We start from the raw sequence: 16966 nt of genomic DNA, 5'->3' as shown, positions 1-16966 counted from the left end.
ATGCCCGTTAGGAAGAATCAAATTTAATCAACCCCAAAAAATTTGTTGTTAAATGAACCAAGAATTACACAGTATTAATTAAATTATACTGACGATAATACTTAATGGGAGGTGATAAAACTGCATAAAAACAATAAATTCAATCAGAACAATAAGATAGATAATCTCAAGAATCAGGCGGAGTTGGAATTTGCCAACAGCAACTTTTTTAAACCATTATCACTGGACCAGAACTTCGCCGCAGACCAAGGCTTCACCAATCAGGTTTTTGAGGAAAAAGAAATTGATTCAAAGTAAATCTTTACTGCAACTTAATGCTGAACTGTCAGTTAATCATTTCTAGTATAACGCTCTTAATGGGAGCCTATACTATAACTAGCATCAAAGAGAGGAGGTGAAAAAGCATGGGTAGTGGTCAAAAAAGCAACAAACTGGTTGTACCTCAAGCTCAACAGGCAATGTACCAGTTCAAGTATGAAATGGCTAATGAAGTTGGTGTTTCCAACCAGATTCAGGGTGGCTACTGGGGACAAATCTCTTCAAGAGATTGTGGCGCTGTCGGTGGTCACATGGTTAAAAGGATGATTGAGGCTTATGAACAGTCACTGGCAGGGAAGGCTTAATCAACCCCCACAGTGAATCCAGATAACGAAGACAAAATGGAAGGGGGGATTTTCACTAGATGGGTACTGGTCAAAAAAGGAATGGTTTAGTTATCCCTGAAGCTTCTCAGGCAATGTACAACTTCAAGTATGAAATGGCTAATGAAGTTGGCATAACCAATCAGATTCAGGGTGGTTACTGGGGCCATATTTCGTCCAGAGATTGCGGCGCCGTTGGCGGTCATATGGTTAAAAGAATGATTGAGGCTTATGAGCAATCTCTGGCCGGACAACAAAAACCCCAGTTCTAATATAGATTGGTAAGCAGGTCTTAAAAGGCCTGCTTACCTTTTAGTTTCTTAGTGAAGATACATGTGAAACTCTTCAGGATCAATTGATGGATGTAGAGCAATTGAGATTCCTCCGGAAATAATTTTACCTATTGCTTCAATAAGTTCATCGATTTCTTTGGGTGTAACCATCAGGTTTGTCTTATATGGTCCCAGCACTTCCTTAACTATATTCTCCAAAATGATAGGATTAAAAGAACCTGTATTCTGCCCGATAGCAGCAGGGTTATTCGCCATCTGCTTCAGAAAGCTGTCCAGGGTGCCCTGGGCAATTACGGCGGCATTTACCACGGTAGGTACTCCAATGGCAATAACAGGTACTCCCATTGTTTCCCGGTTAATTCCCATTCTCTGGTTACCGATGCCGGAACCGGGGGCTATCCCGGTATCTGCAAGCTGGATGGAAGTTGCAATCCGCTCCGTATTCTGGGCTGCCAGGGCATCAATGGCAATTATCAGGTTTGGCCGGGTTTTTTCTACAACCCCCCTGATTATTTCAGCTGTCTCAATCCCGGTAATCCCAAGGACTCCCGGAGCCAATGCGCTGACGGAACGGAGACCGCCGCTTAAATCCTGTGGAGCATATTTTTTTAGATGCCTGGTTACCAGGGTATAGTTGATTACCCGCGGACCCAGGGCATCCGGTGTAGCATTCCAGTTGCCCAGTCCAACCAATAGGACACTGTCATCAGGACCAAGCTTAAGCATTGAGCCTAGCTGTTCTGCCAGAACTTCGGCAATTTCGTTGTGCACCTGCTTATTATTTTGTCTGATTTCCGGGGCATCAATCGTTATATATGTACCGACCGGTTTACCCATCATAGCTTCTGCAGAGTTATCCATGATGCGTATAATGGAAACCTCGGCATTGTCATAAGTTTTTTTGTCCATCACGACTCCCGGCACTTCCTGACCGGTGTCTCCCCTTACTATATCGTGAGCTTCCAGGGCCATATCTATTCCAATGCCCATATTTTCATATAATTCCCGTTTTCTCACTTTTACCCCCCTAAACATAATGAATTGCAGAAAAAATAATCACGAGATTAAAATATCCAAAATGATGTATATTATGCAGACAGAGAAATTGTATACAATATTTTTTTGTGAAAGGTGAGTTTGATCCAGAAACAAACAAAATGTCCAAGGCGTGAAAGCCTTGGACATTGAGGGAATTTTAAACTTATATTGAGTTAAATATGAAGCCTTGTTCTTCGACCTCGGTTCTGTTGTAAAGGTTTTTAGTGTCAACAATCACCGGTGCGCCTGCCTGGCTCATCAAGCTCTTAAACAGCCGGTAATTTGAATAACCGATGCCGTTTTGTTTTGCCAATACCAGAATGGCATTAGCGTCTTGAACAGCTTCTTCTAAGGAATTTACCTTAAAGCTGTGTTCGGTGGGAACAGCCGGGTCAAATGCGGCCACTTTGATTCCAGACATTTCCAGGAGTTTAATAACTTCCAGGGCCGGACTCAGCCTGTCATCACTGGAGTAATCCTTCATGGCCAATCCCAGCACAGCAACCTTGGCATCTCTGGGAGCAACTGGCAGGTGTTTGGTCACCATACTGACCACAAAGGCAGGCACATCTTCATTTATTTTCCTGGCAGTGCGCAGTAGTTTAAGAGGCACACCCAGTTCATCAGCTTTTGGGGTAAGGTAGTGCAGGGCGTTGGGGATACAGTACCCACCAACACCTGGGCCAGGCATGAGAAGCTTAACCCTTTTATGTGTATTTGCCAGTTTGATGACCTCGAAAATATCAATCTCAATTCCCTCACAAAAACGGGCAAACTCATTGACCATGGCTATGTTTACATCGCGGGAGATGTTTTCCATTACTTTGGCTGATTCTACCGCTTCGATTGAACTGGCAAGATGAAGTTCAGCTTTGGTAACAATGCCCATAAGTTGACGGGCCTTTTCGCGGCTGGCATCGTTAAATCCGCTGACAAGGGTAGGCATGTTTTCAAACTCATCAAAGGCCTTTCCTTCGGCGATACGTTCTGAGGAATATGCCAGGTAGAAGTCTTCCCCGGCTTTAAGCCCTGATTCCTCAAGAATAGGTCTCACGAAATTCCGGGTCATTCCCGGCACGAGAGTGCTTCTGACAAGCACCAGATCGCCTTTCTTGAGCCCTGAAGCTATGGTCCGTGAGCATGATTCGATATGGCTGAAATCATGTTCATTATTTACAACAGGTATACCGACTGTCATTACGAAGAAACTGCAGTTTGCCAGCGCTTCTGCGGAATCGGTGGTAGCCCTGAACTTTCCTGAGCTTAGCTGCTCTTTTAGAATCTGCTGAATAGGAGTCTCCTGATATTTTTCCAGGTGATGTGTAATCCCACTGTTTAATTGTTCCACCAGGTGAGAGTCAACATCCACACCGGTAACACTGCAGCCACGCAATGCGTAACTCAGGGCAAGGGGAAGACCCACAAACCCAAGACCAAAAATAGCTACTTTAACCCCTGCTGGGTCCAGATGCTTGTTAGACACTATCGTTTCCTCCTTTGATCATGTTTTAACTTTTATGTTTATATTTTTCCATTATTTTCTCAGTCATAAATTCAACCCGGCTTTCCCACGAATTCTCCCTTGCTCTTTCCAGGCGTTTTTCGAGTTTTTCAGGAGTTTCCTGAGACAGGGCTTGTTCAATTCCGCGGATAAATTCATCAGAACTGCCGGCAATTTCAACAACATCGGCAAAATCTGATACTCCCGGCATCGCGACAGATACAATCGGTTTTCCGGAAGCAAGGTATTCATAAAACTTCAACGGGCTGACTTTGTCGGTCAGTTCATTGATTTTAAAAGGGTTGATACAGACGTCAAACCCCTTTATATAGCGGGGAAGGTCGCCGACATCCTTGCGGCCCAGGAAATACACGTTGGGCATAGCTTTTAGGGCTGATACGTCTATTCCGGGGCCTACCGGGCCAATCATAACAAAAGACCATTCGGGATGGGCTGCAGCTGCATCCTTGACCAAATCAAGGTCAATCCAGTCCTGAATGACCCCGACAAAACCGATAACAGGACCGGGGACTGCTGCCATTTCTTCAGGAACTGCTGTATCCGGATCCTGGGCCTTCATGAAGTGTTCTACATTTGCCGCATTGGGGAGAAAATAAATTGTTTCAGCCAGGTTTTTTTTGGCCTCATAGAGGCCTTTGGCAGTTACAAAAACAATATCACAAAGGGCCATCAGGTCTTTTTCCATATCTGTCATCGTGGCCTTGTTAATAATTCCGGTATATTCTGAGTGTTCATCAACACAGTCATATATAAGCATATCATAGTCTCCGATGCTGTTAAGCAGGTCAGCTGTGTTTGGCATATATGTCCATAAAACCGGATTCCTAAAGTTAAGGGATTTTATCGCCTTTTTCAGGAAAAGTGAAATCCACCACTGGTTTAACCGGTTAATCAGACGGAATTTGTTGCCAAAGGGCAGTACTACAGGCGGGGAATACAGGAATATATTATTATTGAGCCGGCGCAAGCCCTGAAACCACATCCGCCATTTTTTCCACATACCATGGTCCTTGAACGGGGAAAGTAGTGTAATCGGCGGTTCTACATAGAGAATGGTGTTTGATTCCGGCAGCCGGGACATTACCTGTTGCTTTCGGGTCCAGATAGGGTCCCAGTCAACTGAAGATATGCAGATAACATGCTTGTTTTTAATACCCGACATTCCAGGCCTCCGTGTTCAATTTCTTTATGTATTAATTCCCCGAAATTCTATCTTTTCTATCATATTACAACTCAAATAAAAAGTAAAGAAGCTTGCAAACAACGCAAATTTTTCAATATTTCGGGTAAAAATATTGTAATAATTTTGCGGGTGTATGTATTTTAAGACATCTGATATAATAGTAACAGAGGTGTATAATTTATGCATTTTATCAGTCCCACGAGAGGAAAGCTGGAAATCGGAGAGATGTGTGATGATATAGGTAAATTTGTCAGTCAGCATCCCAGAGATAGGTTTCGCCTGATAATTGGCACTGATTCCCAACCTGGAAAGGCGACTTGTTTTGTGACGGCAATTATCGTCCACCGGGAAGGAAAAGGGGCTCGGTTTTATTACCGCCGTACTTATGATAAAACCCCTTTCACCTTGAGACACAGGATATTTGAAGAGGCTTCCAGGAGTCTTGAAATGGCGGGGCATATTATCCAATACCTATCAAGTATGCTTCCTGAAGTGACAATTGAGATTCATGTTGATATTGGCGAAAAAGGACGGACAAGAGACCTGATCCAGCAGGTAGTCCAGATGATTAACCTGAGCGGATTTGCCGCCAAGGTGAAGCCCTTTTCGTATGGAGCTACCAAGGTGGCAGACAGATTTACAAAATAGCGACAATGGAGGTAGCCCATAACCGTGGCTATTATCTTTGAATCATAAAAGTACAGGGATGGCAGATATATTCCTCCACGACGGCTACGATTCAGCTTGTTACCGGCTCCCGCTTGCGCGGGGCGCCGACAAGCGGACATCAGACTCGTCGTTCCGGAACATATCTGCCATCCCTTATTTTCATGGTCAAATATAGCCTTTATGGACTACTCCTTTGTCCCCATTTTTTTAACCGCGAATACCCTGTTACCGGGTATTGTAGGGGCAGTACTTCATACAAAGGGCACAGGCCAGGTTGTTGTCCGGATCAGCGGCCCAGTACTTTATACAGGCATCGGCATTTAGCGGCCATTTACTGACCCCGCGGACAACGGTTTTTTCGCCGTCTGGAATGGCATCAGCCGGACATAGCTGGGAACAGATAGCACAGTAATTACAAAAGTCCTGAATATGGTTGTTAGTGGGTTTGTCAATTTCCATAGGCAGGTCGGTGGTTACCACACCTGTCCTGAACCGGGGGCCATAATCAGGGGAGATGACATAACCGTTGCGGCCCAGTTCTCCCAGGCCGGCAGCGACCGCCAGGGGGGCGTGCAGCACTTCTTCCTGCCTGAAGTGATGTGCCAGGGCCGGGTATCCCAGCTCACGGATAAACTCCGCCAGCATAACTGCTATTTTGGCTGCTTCTACATACGCCCTTCCGGTTTCTGCATCAGATTCATAACTATTGGATTTTTCTATGTGGTCATAATCCATTACATAGCCCACTACAATGGCATACTTATGATTGTTTACAATTTCTTCTCCGAAGGTTCCATCTTCCAGGTCGGTGTTCCGACCGCGGTGGGTATATACATAAGCCTGGTCCAGAAGAGTGATGCCAACCAGAGAGGCCCCGAAGAATTTAGCTGCTCTCTTAATCTTTGTGCTGGTTTCGCCAGGGCTGTCCAGTTTTACCCGCTCCGGCTTAACCGGACCGTTGACGGCTCGGCGGAGGTGCCAGACAATACTGTTTTCTTTTCTGGTATAGGCGTAGAGCATACGCCAGAAGGGATCGGGAGATTCGCTCATCCAGCAGTCTTTGACATCTTCGCCAAGCAGCCCCATACCCAGCCGGGTAAAGGCTACATTGCGCTGGTCAAAACGTTCCTGGCGGCCGACTATTTCGGTACTGCCCAAGAATTGTTTTTTGTTCATTTATTAGCCGCTCCTTTTAAGATTATTTGAATTCAGTGCTGCTTTTGAAATAATATCAGAGATTCTATTTTTTCAAAAAGATTCCTTCCCGAAACAGAAATAATTTTACGATTCAAAAAATCGCGAGAAAATGGTAATATAAACAAACAGTATTAGATATGTCTCGACAGCTAATCATAAAGAAGGAGTGGGAATGGTATGAGATATACAATGGGTGTTCATATTAAAGCTAATTCCGTAAAGGTAGGGATGTTTGATTTGCGGGGCCATTACCTGCATTTCCGGGAAGAGAATTTGGATATTCATGAACCTAACCTTGTTGTGGAAAGGTTGTCTGCAGGTGTTAAGTACCTCGTTGATTATCGTGGCTCGAAATATGAAAATGTTGCCGGGATAGGTATTGCAATCGACGGCCAGGTTGATTTTAAAAACGGTGTGATCACAACCGCGCCTGAAATGAAATGGGAAAACGTGCCTATTACCGCGATGGCGCAGCGTTTACTGGACAAACCGGTTTTTGTAGACGACCTTCTTAATGTGATTGCCCTGGCAGAATTGAAAGAGGGTGCCGGATGGGGACAGAAAAATACAATTACGGTCTATTTCGGGGACTGTGTTGAGGTACGAATTATTAAAGACGGCAGGCTGCTGCGAGACGAAATCAAAGTATTCACGGGCGATGCCGGGGATTACGGGACAGTTAAGGAGTGGGACAGGAAACTTTTTCCGGAGCTGCGGAGACTTTCCGGGGAAATCAGCGCCGGCGTGATTGTCTTTCACGGTTTACCAGGAACTGAGAATGAGAGCTATTGGAAAACAGTAAACCTGTCCTGGCACAGGCACGCAGGAAAGAATATGCCGGATATCCTGCCGGCGGAGTTGGGCGAGGAAGCGCCGCTTTACGGTGCTGCCGGATTGGCTGCATTAGAACTCAGATAAAACTTTACAAGAATTAACACAATCTTAACATGGTATCAATTGCATCTTTACATTAATCATCTATAATCACAGTTGTGGGTAGTCAGATACCTGCTAACAAAACAGCAGAGCAAAGGGAGGAGAATCGGGAAGATGCATGCTTTGAAAAGTTTAAAAATCGCAGCAGTGATGGTACTGGTAGTAGTTACAGCAGTATTTGCTGCAGGATGCGGACGTTCAGAACAAAAGGATAATGAAAATGCTTCCGACGTCAGTGGAACGGTCAAGGTAGCCGGGTCCACATCAGTCCAGCCATTGTCGGAGGAACTGGTAGCCGCCTTTGAAGAACAGTATTCTGATGTGATGGTTAATGTACAGGGTGGCGGGTCAAGCGCCGGAGTAGAAGCCGCGAATTCAGGAACAGCTAATATTGGCACTTCTTCAAGGGAACTGAAAGACGAAGAAAAAGCCTATGGCCTGACGGAAACAGCTGTTGCCAGGGACGGGATCGCAGTTGTTGTTAACCCGGCCAATAATTTGGCAGACCTTACTGTGGAACAGGTTAAGAAGATTTTTAGCGGTGAAATTAAAAACTGGAATGAAGTTGGCGGAGGAAACAAGCCGATTACGGTAATTGTCCGTGAGGCAGGTTCGGGTACCAGAGGCGCTTTCGAGGAAATAGTGCTGGGTGATGATGCCAAATTTATCGCTAATGCTATTGTCCAGAACTCCACCGGTGCGGTTAAAAAAGGTGTCATCAGTGATCCCTATGCTGTCGGATTTATCTCCATGGGTTCAGTTGACAGCGCTGTCAAAGCGGTAAAAGTTGACGGAGTTGCAGCTTCGGCTGAGACTGTAATTGATGGTTCATATAAGATTGCAAGGCCTTTTCTTTACCTCACCAAGGGTGAACCTGATGCTGCCACCAAAGCCTTTATTGAGTTTGTACTTAGTGCAGAAGGCCAGCAAATAGTTGCCGAAGAGTTCATTCCTGTAAAATAAGCGGGCGGACAATGTCCGCCCTAATTCCGTTGGGAGTGATGCATATTGGACTACAAGGCGAAGGAAAAAGTATATGAAAAAATACTTTTATTCAGCGCATTCATATCTGTAATCACAGTTGTTTTAATCGGAGGATTCATCTTTATCGAAGGGTTACCTCTCATAAAAAAAGTAGGTGTGATTGATTTTCTGCTGGGACAAGAATGGTATCCCACAAAAGATATTTTTGGAATTCTGCCCATGATAGTGGGTACCTTTGCGGTTACCTTTGGCGCCCTTATTCTGGGAGTACCTCTTGGGGTGGCTACAGCTATTTTCCTGGCAGAATTTGCTCCTCCCAGAGTAAGTAAATTTGTGAGACCGGCTGTGGAGCTCCTGGCCGGTATTCCTTCAGTTGTTTATGGCCTGTTTGGGATGGTTATAGTTAATGAACTACTGATGCATATAGAAAGGACATATCTGGCTAATATCCTGAAGCCAGAATACCAAAGAGGGTACAGTGTGCTGTCAGCTGCCATTATTCTTGCTATTATGATATTACCTACTGTAATAAATATATCTGAAGATGCCATCCGTTCCGTCCCTAATGAATACAAAGAAGCATCACTTGCACTTGGGGCGACAGACTGGCAGACAATTTACAAAGTTACCATACCTGCCGCCAGTTCAGGCATCATAGCAGCTATTGTCTTGGGAATGGGACGTGCCCTTGGAGAGACGATGGCAGTTATCATGGTTGCGGGGAATACAGTTGCTGTCCCGGACTCAATCTTCGCACCGGTCCGTACCCTGACCGGGAATATTGCCATTGAAATGGGATATGCTGCCGGTGATCACGTTAAGGCTTTGTTTGCAACCGGTATAGTTCTGTTTGTCATTATCATGCTGCTGAATACAGTGGCTAGTTTTCTCGCCCAAAAGGGGGTCAGCCAGTCATGATCTCAGTTAAAACAAGCCAGAAAATAGCCAAAACAGCACTTTGGATTGCAGGTTTTTCCACTGTGGCCATATTGATGCTTGTTATCGGATATGTTCTTTTTGAAGGTCTCCATGTTGTTAATTGGGAATTCCTGACCGAGAAACCCAGGAAGATGGGGTCTCAGGGCGGTATTTTCCCCACCATTGTGGCTACCATATATTTTACGCTCTTAACACTGTTGATAGCTACACCAATCGGGGTCGGGGCTGCTATTTTCCTTACCGAGTATACCAGGGAAGGGAAAGTTACCCGGATTATCAGATTCGGTACCGAAGCTCTGGCAGGGATACCTTCTATTGTATTTGGCTTGTTTGGCTTTGCTTTTTTTGTAATTCTGCTGGAACCCATTACTCACGGATGGTCCTTGATATCAGGCGCCCTCACCGGAGCTACGATGATTCTGCCAACTTTGGTAAGGACTTCGGAGGAAGCTCTAAAAACGGTGCCATCCTCATACCGTGAAGGCAGTCTGGCTTTAGGCGCTACTAAGTGGCAGACTATTGTGAAGGTTGTGCTGCCAAGCGCTTTGCCCGGAATTATCACCGGAGTGATTCTTTCCATAGGCCGCGTTATCGGAGAAACCGCTGCTCTGATGTTAACCCTCGGAGGTTCCCTGAGGCTGCCGGAAAGCGTGTTTGACCCGGCGCGGACCATGTCCATGCACCTTTACCTGGTTGCTATGGAAGTTGGTACAAAGGAGGCCACTGAGAAGGCTTTTGGTACGGCAACAGTTTTAATTATAACAATATTCATTATAAATACTGCGGCAAATCAGATAATGAAAAGATTTATTGCCAAATCTTCTTGATAGTGCAATAATAAAATCGATTTTTAGATGAAATTGTGTTATAATTTGGATGTGCTAAAAATCCTCCAAAGAGGTGAGCGGAACAGGTGCGGGTAATAACCGGTACTGCAAAGGGACGCAGGCTGAAGTCACTAAAGGGTATGGAAACCCGGCCCACAATGGACCGCACAAAAGAATCCCTTTTCAACATTATCACTGAGTGGATTCCCGGATGCCGTTTTCTGGACCTTTATGCAGGAACCGGGGCAATTGGCATTGAAGCCATCAGCCGGGGAGCCGAGAGGGCTGTATTTATCGAAAAAAATCCGCGGGCTGTTAAAATAATTAGTGATAACCTTGAGTTGACCGGCTTGTCCGGCAGTGCGGAGGTTTTTTGTACAGATGCGGATAATGCTGTGGCGGTGCTGGCAAAAAGAAAACAACAGTTTGATATTATTTATATGGACCCTCCTTACGGCAGGGAACTTGTGCAGCAGAGCATAGGCCAGGTGTGTCGTAGTCCGATTCTTAGGTCTGAAGGCGTAATTATTGCAGAAAGCAGCAAAGTAGATGTGCTTCCGGAAAAAATTTTCTGCTTCAGGTTGTTTAGGCAGCAGAGGTATGGTGATACGATGCTGTCATTTTATCGGATGGAATCCGGGGCTTTTACGCGCGGAGAGGGGCAGTGTTAACAGAAAGGTGGCTTATTATGAGACTTGCTATATATCCCGGCAGTTTTGATCCTGTGACCAATGGCCATATCGATATAATTGAAAGAGCTGCCGCTCTATTTGAGCATGTTATTGTTTCTGTTTCTATAAATTCCGGCAAGACTCCACTGTTCACCCTGGAAGAGAGGGTAGAACTGCTCAGGGAAGCCCTTAAGTCATACGGCAATGTATCAGTCGACAGCTTTAAAGGCTTAACTGTTAAGCATGCAGCTGAAAAAAACGCCCAGGTAATCATAAGAGGACTGCGGGCAATTTCGGATTTCGAAAATGAATTTCAAATGGCCTTGACCAATAAAAAACTTCAGCCTGATGTTGAGACTGTATTTATGATGTCACAGGCAAAATGGTCATTTGTGAGTTCAAGTGTGCTCAAAGAAGTGGCTTCACTGGGAGGATGTATCGCTGATTTTGTTCCCAGTATAGTGGAGCAGGCTTTGAAAGAAAGATTCGAAGAATTATGGCAGCGCAGTAAAAACTCCTGAAATTGTTTACACCATAAAAAGGGAAAATGCCTTTCCGGGTTGAAATATAATTGTAGTTTCAGGTAAAACATTGTTATTGGGAGGAATGGACATGGATATCCTGGATGTCTTGAATGAGCTGGAAGAACTGGTTGAAGAAAGCACCAAGGTCCCCTTAATCGGTAAAATACTGATTGATGATGACCTGATTCTTGATATGATTGACCACATTCGCACCGCTCTCCCCGAGGAAATGCGTCTGGCCAAGTCAGTAGCTGTGGAGCGGGAACGAATAATCGAGGAAGCCAGAAATGAAGCCAAGAGAATTGTTATTGAAGCCCGGGATGAACTGAGCCGGATGGCAGGTGAAGATGAGCTGGTGAAACGGGCAAGGGAACAGGCCTCCGAAGTAATGGAACAAGCTAAAACCATTTCCCGGGAAATTAAAATTGGCGCATACCAGTATGCGGACGATCTATTGGGCAAGGGTGAGGATAATATCGAAAAAATTCTGAATCAGATCAGGAATGCCAGAGAAGAACTCCGCACTCCGCCGAAAAGTGAGCAGGAAGCTGCCCCCACTGAGTAATATATGGCATGCATTGATGCATCCAGGAATACATAACTTATGCGCGTGTTTTAAAGACATGCGCTTTTTTATTTATTAAGGAAATTACCCTTTTGCAGGGTTGTGGATAATTTCCTTAATAATGGGGGTTATAGGGGGTATGCCCCCTATTCTCCGGGGGTAACAGGAGCGAAGCGACGTCATAGGGGGCTGGCCCCCTTTGAACAAGAAAATTGACATCGAAGATAAATTTGACGAAGTCAATTTTCTTGTTATACTGCAGGATACGATTGTCTTTTCCACAAACATCCGCAAGGGGCAGGCTGCAGCCCGAGATCTAGATGCGTATCCGAATAACGGAAAAAGTACGAAATATATAAACAACTAGCGCTGTGGCAACCCAGAATGTTACTGTGTAAAAGCAGAGCCTGCTGCTTATGGCAAGGCTTAACCACCAGGAAAAAGTATATCCTGAACCGGGAACAGCGACTGCCGGCTTTGCCAGCCAGATCAGGACCGGTTTTAAATTAAGCATAATGGAGCATAACAAGCCGGCCAAACAGCCGTGAAAGATTCTGCTCAGAGTAAACAGTTTCATTCTTAGATCTGTTTCTCCTGTCATTGCAGCCACCTGGGCCAGAACCGACAGTCCGCTCCAGCCAAGAATGATACTGGCTGCGGCAGCTCTTTGGGCCAGTGGAGAAACTGTTTCTGAAGCCGCTTTGGTACCCAGGGTCATTTCGAAAAAACCCTGGCCCAGTGCGCTGACAGCGGCATCGGAAAATCCGGCAGGCGCCGCCAGGATACTCAGCGCCTGAGTTATCAGGGACATGACCCCGGTAAGCATGGTTACCCTGATGATAACAGAAAAGACAATTACAAAACCTCCGATCAGGAGGAGTTTGTTGACAGAGGAACTTATCGCATCCCCCAGCGCTCTCCCGAAGGGGAGCGGGTTTGACCCCGTAACCTTATGCATTTCTGCCAGGGCCCGGCGCAGGATATTATCTTTTGGTTCAACTCTGGGTGTGAATTCGGGGTCATTGGTCTTGTAAAAACGGAGCAGCAGACCAAGGATGAAATTAGCTGCATAGTGAGCCAGGGCAATGACGACACCCAGACGTGGATTGCCGAACATGCCCACACCTACGGCCACCAGCATAAACAGGGGAGAAGCATTGTTAGTGAAACACATCAGACGTTCACCTTCATATCTGGTACAGAGCCTTTCTTTTCGTAAGCGAGCGGTCAGAGAGGCGCTGATGGGAAATCCGGAACTATATCCAACTGCCATGACAAAGGAACCTGCCCCGGGAAGGTTAAACAGGGGACGCATCACGGGTTCCAGGAGCACTCCCATGAACTGGACGACACCATAGCTCATCAGGAGTTCAGAACTGATAAAAAAGGGCAGCAGCGCCGGAAACACAATGTTCCACCAAGCGCTTATTCCTGCCTTAGAGGCCTCAAAAACTTCTCTTGGATAAATGACCATACAGAATATTAAAAGGACGATTGCAGGAACAATCAGGCATATAGCAGTGAAACGGATTTTCCTTTGATTCGGGTGCATAATAAGTTCCCCCCATATAATGTTACGCCGGTAGGTATTCGGCACTAAAATTATATAAAGAGAACCTGTCTGGTAGAACGAAAAAAAATAAGGAGTTCAGGTATGCGCCTATCAGCACAGGGTCATTTGACAAAAGGCATGATTTTGCAGTCAAGGCCCTGGCGCGTTACGATCCGACCCGGATAAAGCAGGGTATAAATGTCTGTAGCTCTGACATCAAAAGCTAGCATTTGAGACACATTGTCACCTTGACCAAGGTAGGGTGATGTCCTGGTGATGACAGGTACTGAGGCCTGTTTTTTTATATTTTTCAGGGATGCCCGGCCCTGGGCCGACAGTCCTAGAACTCTTACATATAAAGGACCGCTTTTTTCAAAGGCATCTGCCATGTCCCTGGTATAACCCAGGAGGATGTATGAGAGTATCCTTTGTATCCGTGTCCAGGTATAGCGTTTTGTCTTAATCCCTTCCAGCAGCTTCCTGACCGAACCGGCTGTAAGGGACATTTCCAGAATACGGTTTTCCAGACCCTCGCCAACATCATTTAACAGTGACAGGTATTCGGGAGACAGGGTTCGCAGCAGGTAAAACAGAATCCTGTCGTAGTTATCTATATAGACAGGCCCCTGACCGCCGGCAATCTCACGTTTAATCACTTCCAGAGACGCAGCCGGGACAACCGCTGCAATACCATCTGTGCGGTTATTGTCACTTATCAGGCGTTCCCGGATACTGGTGGCGCTGGCAATACTGGCTGGGGCATCGCTGATAATATTATTGCTGTCCACTCCGGCGCTGTCAGTGCCGATTTCTCTGTCGTGGTAGCCGGAGGCAAATCTCTTGATAGCAGCGGGCACGATGCTGCTGCCGGTATTTATCAGCGCCTTCAGGTATTCAATGCCAAGGATGTTGTTGGGGCTTTTAAAGGTTTCTTCAGTCACCTCAACTCCCTGTTGGGCAAGGTGACGGGTTAAGGCTGCGGCTCGGGCTGCGGGGTAGGGCAGACCGGTACTGAGCAGCGTACTTAGGATTTCTTTGAATTTTACCGGCTCGCGGGCCAGCACCCGGGCTGCAGGCCACAGCATATCAGTATTGCCTGCTTCACTGCCAAAACAGACATGGGTGACCACACCCATTCTATCCAGCAGGGAAATAGAACCGAGGGCAAAGGCACTGGCGCTGCGCACCGAAAATGCAGTCGGGAGCTCCACTACCAGGTCGACACCACTGCGCACTGCCATTTCGGCCCGGGCCCATTTGTTGAACAGGGCTGGTTCCCCCCGCTGCAAAAAATGCCCGCTCATCACGGAAACCACCAGGTCAGCTGCACATTCTTGCCTGGCTTTCCGGACATGATACAGGTGTCCATTATGAAATGGATTATGTTCAGTAATAATTCCGACTATATTCATTGGCGCCTCCTAAATTTTTCCTGTCTGTTCCCGGTGTGTTCCAGCCTGACAAACAGGTTAGTTACTATATTATTTCCATCTTAAGCCAATAAAACCTGCCATATGTTAAGCTTTGGGTATATTTTAGTTAAAAAATTATGATGAAAACTTCCTCTTTGTGTAATAACTATAATAGTTGTTCCCGGATGAAGGGGGAGGACCATGAAGCTGCTTAAACAGATAAGGGAAAAGGCAAAAAAGCATTTGGCCAGGATAGTACTTCCCGAATCTACCGACCCCAGGGTACGGGAGGCTGCAGAGGTAGTAGCTGAAACCGGCGTTGCGGAGGTCATGCTGTTAAAAGGCAACAGGCATAATATACGCTGGCCCATAAAGCCGGGTATAAAATATGTGGATTTTCCACAGGACCATAAGGAAGAACTCAGTGGAATGCTCTATGAGCTAAGAAAAGGCAAAGGGCTGACTAAACAGGAAGCGGACCGCCTTTTGGAAAACCCTCTGTATTATGGGACCATGATGGTCAAGGCGGGATATGCCGATGGAGTGGTTGCGGGGTCATTGAGCCCCACGGCAGATGTTCTCAGACCGGCCCTGCAGATTATCAAGGGAGCGCCAGGCATATCAGTTGTTTCCGGAGCCTTTATAATGATAATGGGCAACCGGAGCTTTGGCCAGCAGGGTGTGATGGTTTTTGCCGATTGTGCTGTTAATCCTGACCCAACAGCGGAGCAACTGGCTGAAATTGCATACTCTTCTGCAATGACTGCCAAAACACTGGCCGGAATTGATGAACCGCGGGTTGGGATGCTCTCCTTTTCCACCAAAGGCAGTGCGGAACATAAGATGGTGGCCAAAGTGCGCCAGGCAACGGCCATAGCGAGTAAACGATATCCATTCCTTAGTGTTGATGGGGAGCTGCAGGCAGATGCAGCCCTGATTCCTGATGTGGGAGCGAGCAAGGCCCCTGAGAGCGCTGTGGCTGGACGGGTCAATGTGTTGATATTTCCGGATCTGCAGTCAGGAAATATTGGCTACAAGCTGGGGCAGCGGCTTGCCGGGGCAGAAGCGATTGGCCCTATTCTACAGGGGATAGCCCAGCCTGTAAATGACCTGTCAAGAGGCTGCAGTGTGGAAGATATAGTTAATGTAACTGCCATAACTGCGGTTCAGGCTCACAATATGGAAATTAAGGCAGGGGAAGTCACTTTTTCCTTGACAAAGTAAATCCCTAATGAGTATAATACTTGTTGTGATACTATGAGGTGGATAATATGTTCATCGATCTAACTACTGTCAGGAAGATACCGGGAAAAAAATTTCATTTTGATCTCCGGAAGGATATCGAGCCTCTGACACTGGGGAATGACAGGGTTGAATTCGTCAATTCGGTTCAGATTTCCCTTGATGTTAAAAACACCGGGAAGGTAATTGTCTTTAGTGGGCGATTCGACGGTGACACTGAGCTGGTGTGCAGCCGGTGTGTGGAGCGGTATCCATACCATGCAGGCTTTGACTTTAAGGAAGATTTCTGCCATGAGTTTGATGCTCAGGGGTTGTCTGACGAGGTCAGGGATCCGGAAGATGTTCACATTTTTCAAGGGAACAAAGTTGATTTTGGCAGTGTTATCAGGGAAAACCTTTACCTGCATATTCCCATGAAATCCGTGTGTGACGAAAACTGTAAGGGTCTATGTGTCCTTTGCGGTGTCAACCTGAATAATGAAACCTGTAAATGCACTAAAGAAGAGATAGACCCCAGGATGGAAGTCCTGAAAAAGTATTTTAACCGCTGAGATTTAAAGGAGGTGTAGGAAATGGGAGTACCGAAGAGAAGACATTCCAAAACCAGGAAAAACATGCGCAGAGCACAGCAGAAGATAGAAGCCCCGAGGTTCATTTTATGCCCGCAATGCCATGAACCCAAAATGCCTCACCGGGTTTGCCCGGGATGCGGCTATTACAAGGATAAAGAGGTTATTGCAACCGTAAATGAATAATTGTATTGGTCGCATC

20 protein-coding genes are annotated in these 16966 nt (G+C 46.2%); 14 read left to right on the top strand and 6 right to left on the bottom strand.

Features of this window, described 5'->3' with window-relative positions; genetic code table 11:
- Positions 1–111: 111 nt before the first annotated feature.
- From Ga0451573_RS02030 to Ga0451573_RS02020, 3 genes are all read left to right on the top strand, one after another.
- On the top strand, positions 112–297 hold the full coding sequence (locus tag Ga0451573_RS02030) for a hypothetical protein (RefSeq protein ID WP_231682196.1): 186 nt from the start codon (positions 112–114) through the stop codon (positions 295–297).
- A 107-nt stretch (positions 298–404) separates the two neighbouring features.
- Positions 405–623 carry an alpha/beta-type small acid-soluble spore protein gene (locus tag Ga0451573_RS02025; RefSeq protein ID WP_231682195.1) on the top strand — a complete coding sequence of 73 codons (219 nt, stop codon included), beginning with the start codon at positions 405–407 and terminating at the stop codon, positions 621–623.
- A gap of 59 nt (positions 624–682) precedes the next feature.
- The gene (locus Ga0451573_RS02020; protein ID WP_231682194.1) at positions 683–913 is read left to right on the top strand and encodes an alpha/beta-type small acid-soluble spore protein; all 231 of its coding nucleotides are present in this window, start codon (positions 683–685) and stop codon (positions 911–913) included.
- Positions 914–961: 48 nt separating this feature from the next.
- Here Ga0451573_RS02020 and gpr read toward each other — a convergent pair whose 3' ends face one another.
- From gpr to Ga0451573_RS02005, 3 genes are all read right to left on the bottom strand, one after another.
- Entirely contained in the window at positions 962–1969 is a 1008-nt protein-coding gene (gene gpr / locus Ga0451573_RS02015) for a GPR endopeptidase (protein WP_231682193.1), read from the bottom strand.
- 166 nt (positions 1970–2135) lie between these two features.
- Positions 2136–3455, bottom strand: a complete 1320-nt coding sequence (locus Ga0451573_RS02010; RefSeq protein ID WP_231682192.1) for a nucleotide sugar dehydrogenase — start codon at positions 3453–3455, stop codon at positions 2136–2138.
- Between the two features lie 25 nt (positions 3456–3480).
- Positions 3481–4656, bottom strand: a complete 1176-nt coding sequence (locus Ga0451573_RS02005) for a glycosyltransferase (protein ID WP_231682191.1) — start codon at positions 4654–4656, stop codon at positions 3481–3483.
- Between the two features lie 201 nt (positions 4657–4857).
- Here Ga0451573_RS02005 and Ga0451573_RS02000 point away from each other — a divergent pair, with 201 nt between their 5' ends.
- Positions 4858–5325, top strand: a complete 468-nt coding sequence (locus Ga0451573_RS02000) for a ribonuclease H-like YkuK family protein (protein WP_231682190.1) — start codon at positions 4858–4860, stop codon at positions 5323–5325.
- 246 nt (positions 5326–5571) lie between these two features.
- On the opposite strand, the gene Ga0451573_RS01995 is transcribed toward Ga0451573_RS02000, so the two are convergent.
- Positions 5572–6522 (bottom strand): reductive dehalogenase domain-containing protein, encoded by a 951-nt coding sequence (locus Ga0451573_RS01995; RefSeq protein ID WP_231682189.1) that lies wholly within the window; start codon positions 6520–6522, stop codon positions 5572–5574.
- 198 nt (positions 6523–6720) lie between these two features.
- Between Ga0451573_RS01995 and Ga0451573_RS01990 the strand changes: the two genes are divergently transcribed.
- The 7 genes from Ga0451573_RS01990 (at position 6721) to Ga0451573_RS01960 (ending at position 11989) form a co-directional block, all read left to right on the top strand.
- Positions 6721–7461, top strand: a complete 741-nt coding sequence (locus Ga0451573_RS01990) for an ROK family protein (RefSeq protein WP_231682188.1) — start codon at positions 6721–6723, stop codon at positions 7459–7461.
- A gap of 132 nt (positions 7462–7593) precedes the next feature.
- Positions 7594–8442, top strand: coding sequence for a phosphate ABC transporter substrate-binding protein (locus Ga0451573_RS01985; protein WP_231682187.1), 849 nt, complete (start codon positions 7594–7596; stop codon positions 8440–8442).
- A gap of 45 nt (positions 8443–8487) precedes the next feature.
- On the top strand, positions 8488–9381 hold the full coding sequence (pstC, locus tag Ga0451573_RS01980; protein WP_231682186.1) for a phosphate ABC transporter permease subunit PstC: 894 nt from the start codon (positions 8488–8490) through the stop codon (positions 9379–9381).
- Positions 9378–10229, top strand: a complete 852-nt coding sequence (gene pstA, locus Ga0451573_RS01975) for a phosphate ABC transporter permease PstA (RefSeq protein WP_231682185.1) — start codon at positions 9378–9380, stop codon at positions 10227–10229. Before pstC ends, pstA begins: the two co-directional genes overlap by 4 nt.
- An 86-nt stretch (positions 10230–10315) precedes the next feature.
- Positions 10316–10900 carry a 16S rRNA (guanine(966)-N(2))-methyltransferase RsmD gene (gene rsmD, locus Ga0451573_RS01970; protein WP_231682184.1) on the top strand — a complete coding sequence of 195 codons (585 nt, stop codon included), beginning with the start codon at positions 10316–10318 and terminating at the stop codon, positions 10898–10900.
- Between the two features lie 17 nt (positions 10901–10917).
- Positions 10918–11421, top strand: a complete 504-nt coding sequence (gene coaD, locus Ga0451573_RS01965; protein WP_231682183.1) for a pantetheine-phosphate adenylyltransferase — start codon at positions 10918–10920, stop codon at positions 11419–11421.
- Positions 11422–11512: 91 nt separating this feature from the next.
- Positions 11513–11989, top strand: coding sequence for an ATPase (locus Ga0451573_RS01960; RefSeq protein WP_231682182.1), 477 nt, complete (start codon positions 11513–11515; stop codon positions 11987–11989).
- Positions 11990–12305: 316 nt separating this feature from the next.
- On the opposite strand, the gene ylbJ is transcribed toward Ga0451573_RS01960, so the two are convergent.
- A complete protein-coding gene (gene ylbJ, locus Ga0451573_RS01955) occupies positions 12306–13541 on the bottom strand; it encodes a sporulation integral membrane protein YlbJ (RefSeq protein WP_231682181.1) in 1236 nt (411 codons plus the stop codon).
- Between the two features lie 122 nt (positions 13542–13663).
- The gene (locus tag Ga0451573_RS01950) at positions 13664–14953 is read right to left on the bottom strand and encodes a nucleotidyltransferase (protein WP_231682180.1); all 1290 of its coding nucleotides are present in this window, start codon (positions 14951–14953) and stop codon (positions 13664–13666) included.
- Positions 14954–15154: 201 nt separating this feature from the next.
- Between Ga0451573_RS01950 and pta the strand changes: the two genes are divergently transcribed.
- The 3 genes from pta to rpmF are packed head-to-tail and all read left to right on the top strand — an operon-like array spanning position 15155 to position 16950.
- On the top strand, positions 15155–16177 hold the full coding sequence (gene pta / locus Ga0451573_RS01945; protein ID WP_231682179.1) for a phosphate acetyltransferase: 1023 nt from the start codon (positions 15155–15157) through the stop codon (positions 16175–16177).
- Between the two features lie 47 nt (positions 16178–16224).
- Complete coding sequence (locus tag Ga0451573_RS01940; protein WP_231682178.1) at positions 16225–16746, top strand: YceD family protein; 522 nt, start codon at positions 16225–16227, stop codon at positions 16744–16746.
- Between the two features lie 21 nt (positions 16747–16767).
- Entirely contained in the window at positions 16768–16950 is a 183-nt protein-coding gene (rpmF, locus tag Ga0451573_RS01935; RefSeq protein ID WP_231682177.1) for a 50S ribosomal protein L32, read from the top strand.
- The last annotated feature ends 16 nt before the right edge of the window (positions 16951–16966 follow it).

The organism is Phosphitispora fastidiosa (genome assembly GCF_019008365.1).
In the GTDB taxonomy this organism is placed as follows: domain Bacteria; phylum Bacillota; class Thermincolia; order Thermincolales; family UBA2595; genus Phosphitispora; species Phosphitispora fastidiosa.
This window is presented reverse-complemented; position numbering and strand designations above follow the sequence as displayed.

Coding starts and splice junctions, on each gene's coding strand:
- pstA (WP_231682185.1), top strand. CDS start 9,378: ATGATCTCAGTTAAAACAAGCCAGAAAATAGCCAAAACAGCACTTTGG.
- Ga0451573_RS01950 (WP_231682180.1), bottom strand. CDS start 14,953: ATGAATATAGTCGGAATTATTACTGAACATAATCCATTTCATAATGGA.
- Ga0451573_RS02020 (WP_231682194.1), top strand. CDS start 683: ATGGGTACTGGTCAAAAAAGGAATGGTTTAGTTATCCCTGAAGCTTCT.
- pta (WP_231682179.1), top strand. CDS start 15,155: ATGAAGCTGCTTAAACAGATAAGGGAAAAGGCAAAAAAGCATTTGGCC.
- Ga0451573_RS01985 (WP_231682187.1), top strand. CDS start 7,594: ATGCATGCTTTGAAAAGTTTAAAAATCGCAGCAGTGATGGTACTGGTA.
- rpmF (WP_231682177.1), top strand. CDS start 16,768: ATGGGAGTACCGAAGAGAAGACATTCCAAAACCAGGAAAAACATGCGC.
- Ga0451573_RS02025 (WP_231682195.1), top strand. CDS start 405: ATGGGTAGTGGTCAAAAAAGCAACAAACTGGTTGTACCTCAAGCTCAA.
- gpr (WP_231682193.1), bottom strand. CDS start 1,969: ATGTTTAGGGGGGTAAAAGTGAGAAAACGGGAATTATATGAAAATATG.
- Ga0451573_RS02005 (WP_231682191.1), bottom strand. CDS start 4,656: ATGTCGGGTATTAAAAACAAGCATGTTATCTGCATATCTTCAGTTGAC.
- Ga0451573_RS01995 (WP_231682189.1), bottom strand. CDS start 6,522: ATGAACAAAAAACAATTCTTGGGCAGTACCGAAATAGTCGGCCGCCAG.
- coaD (WP_231682183.1), top strand. CDS start 10,918: ATGAGACTTGCTATATATCCCGGCAGTTTTGATCCTGTGACCAATGGC.
- Ga0451573_RS01960 (WP_231682182.1), top strand. CDS start 11,513: ATGGATATCCTGGATGTCTTGAATGAGCTGGAAGAACTGGTTGAAGAA.
- Ga0451573_RS01990 (WP_231682188.1), top strand. CDS start 6,721: ATGAGATATACAATGGGTGTTCATATTAAAGCTAATTCCGTAAAGGTA.
- Ga0451573_RS02000 (WP_231682190.1), top strand. CDS start 4,858: ATGCATTTTATCAGTCCCACGAGAGGAAAGCTGGAAATCGGAGAGATG.
- Ga0451573_RS01940 (WP_231682178.1), top strand. CDS start 16,225: ATGTTCATCGATCTAACTACTGTCAGGAAGATACCGGGAAAAAAATTT.
- ylbJ (WP_231682181.1), bottom strand. CDS start 13,541: ATGCACCCGAATCAAAGGAAAATCCGTTTCACTGCTATATGCCTGATT.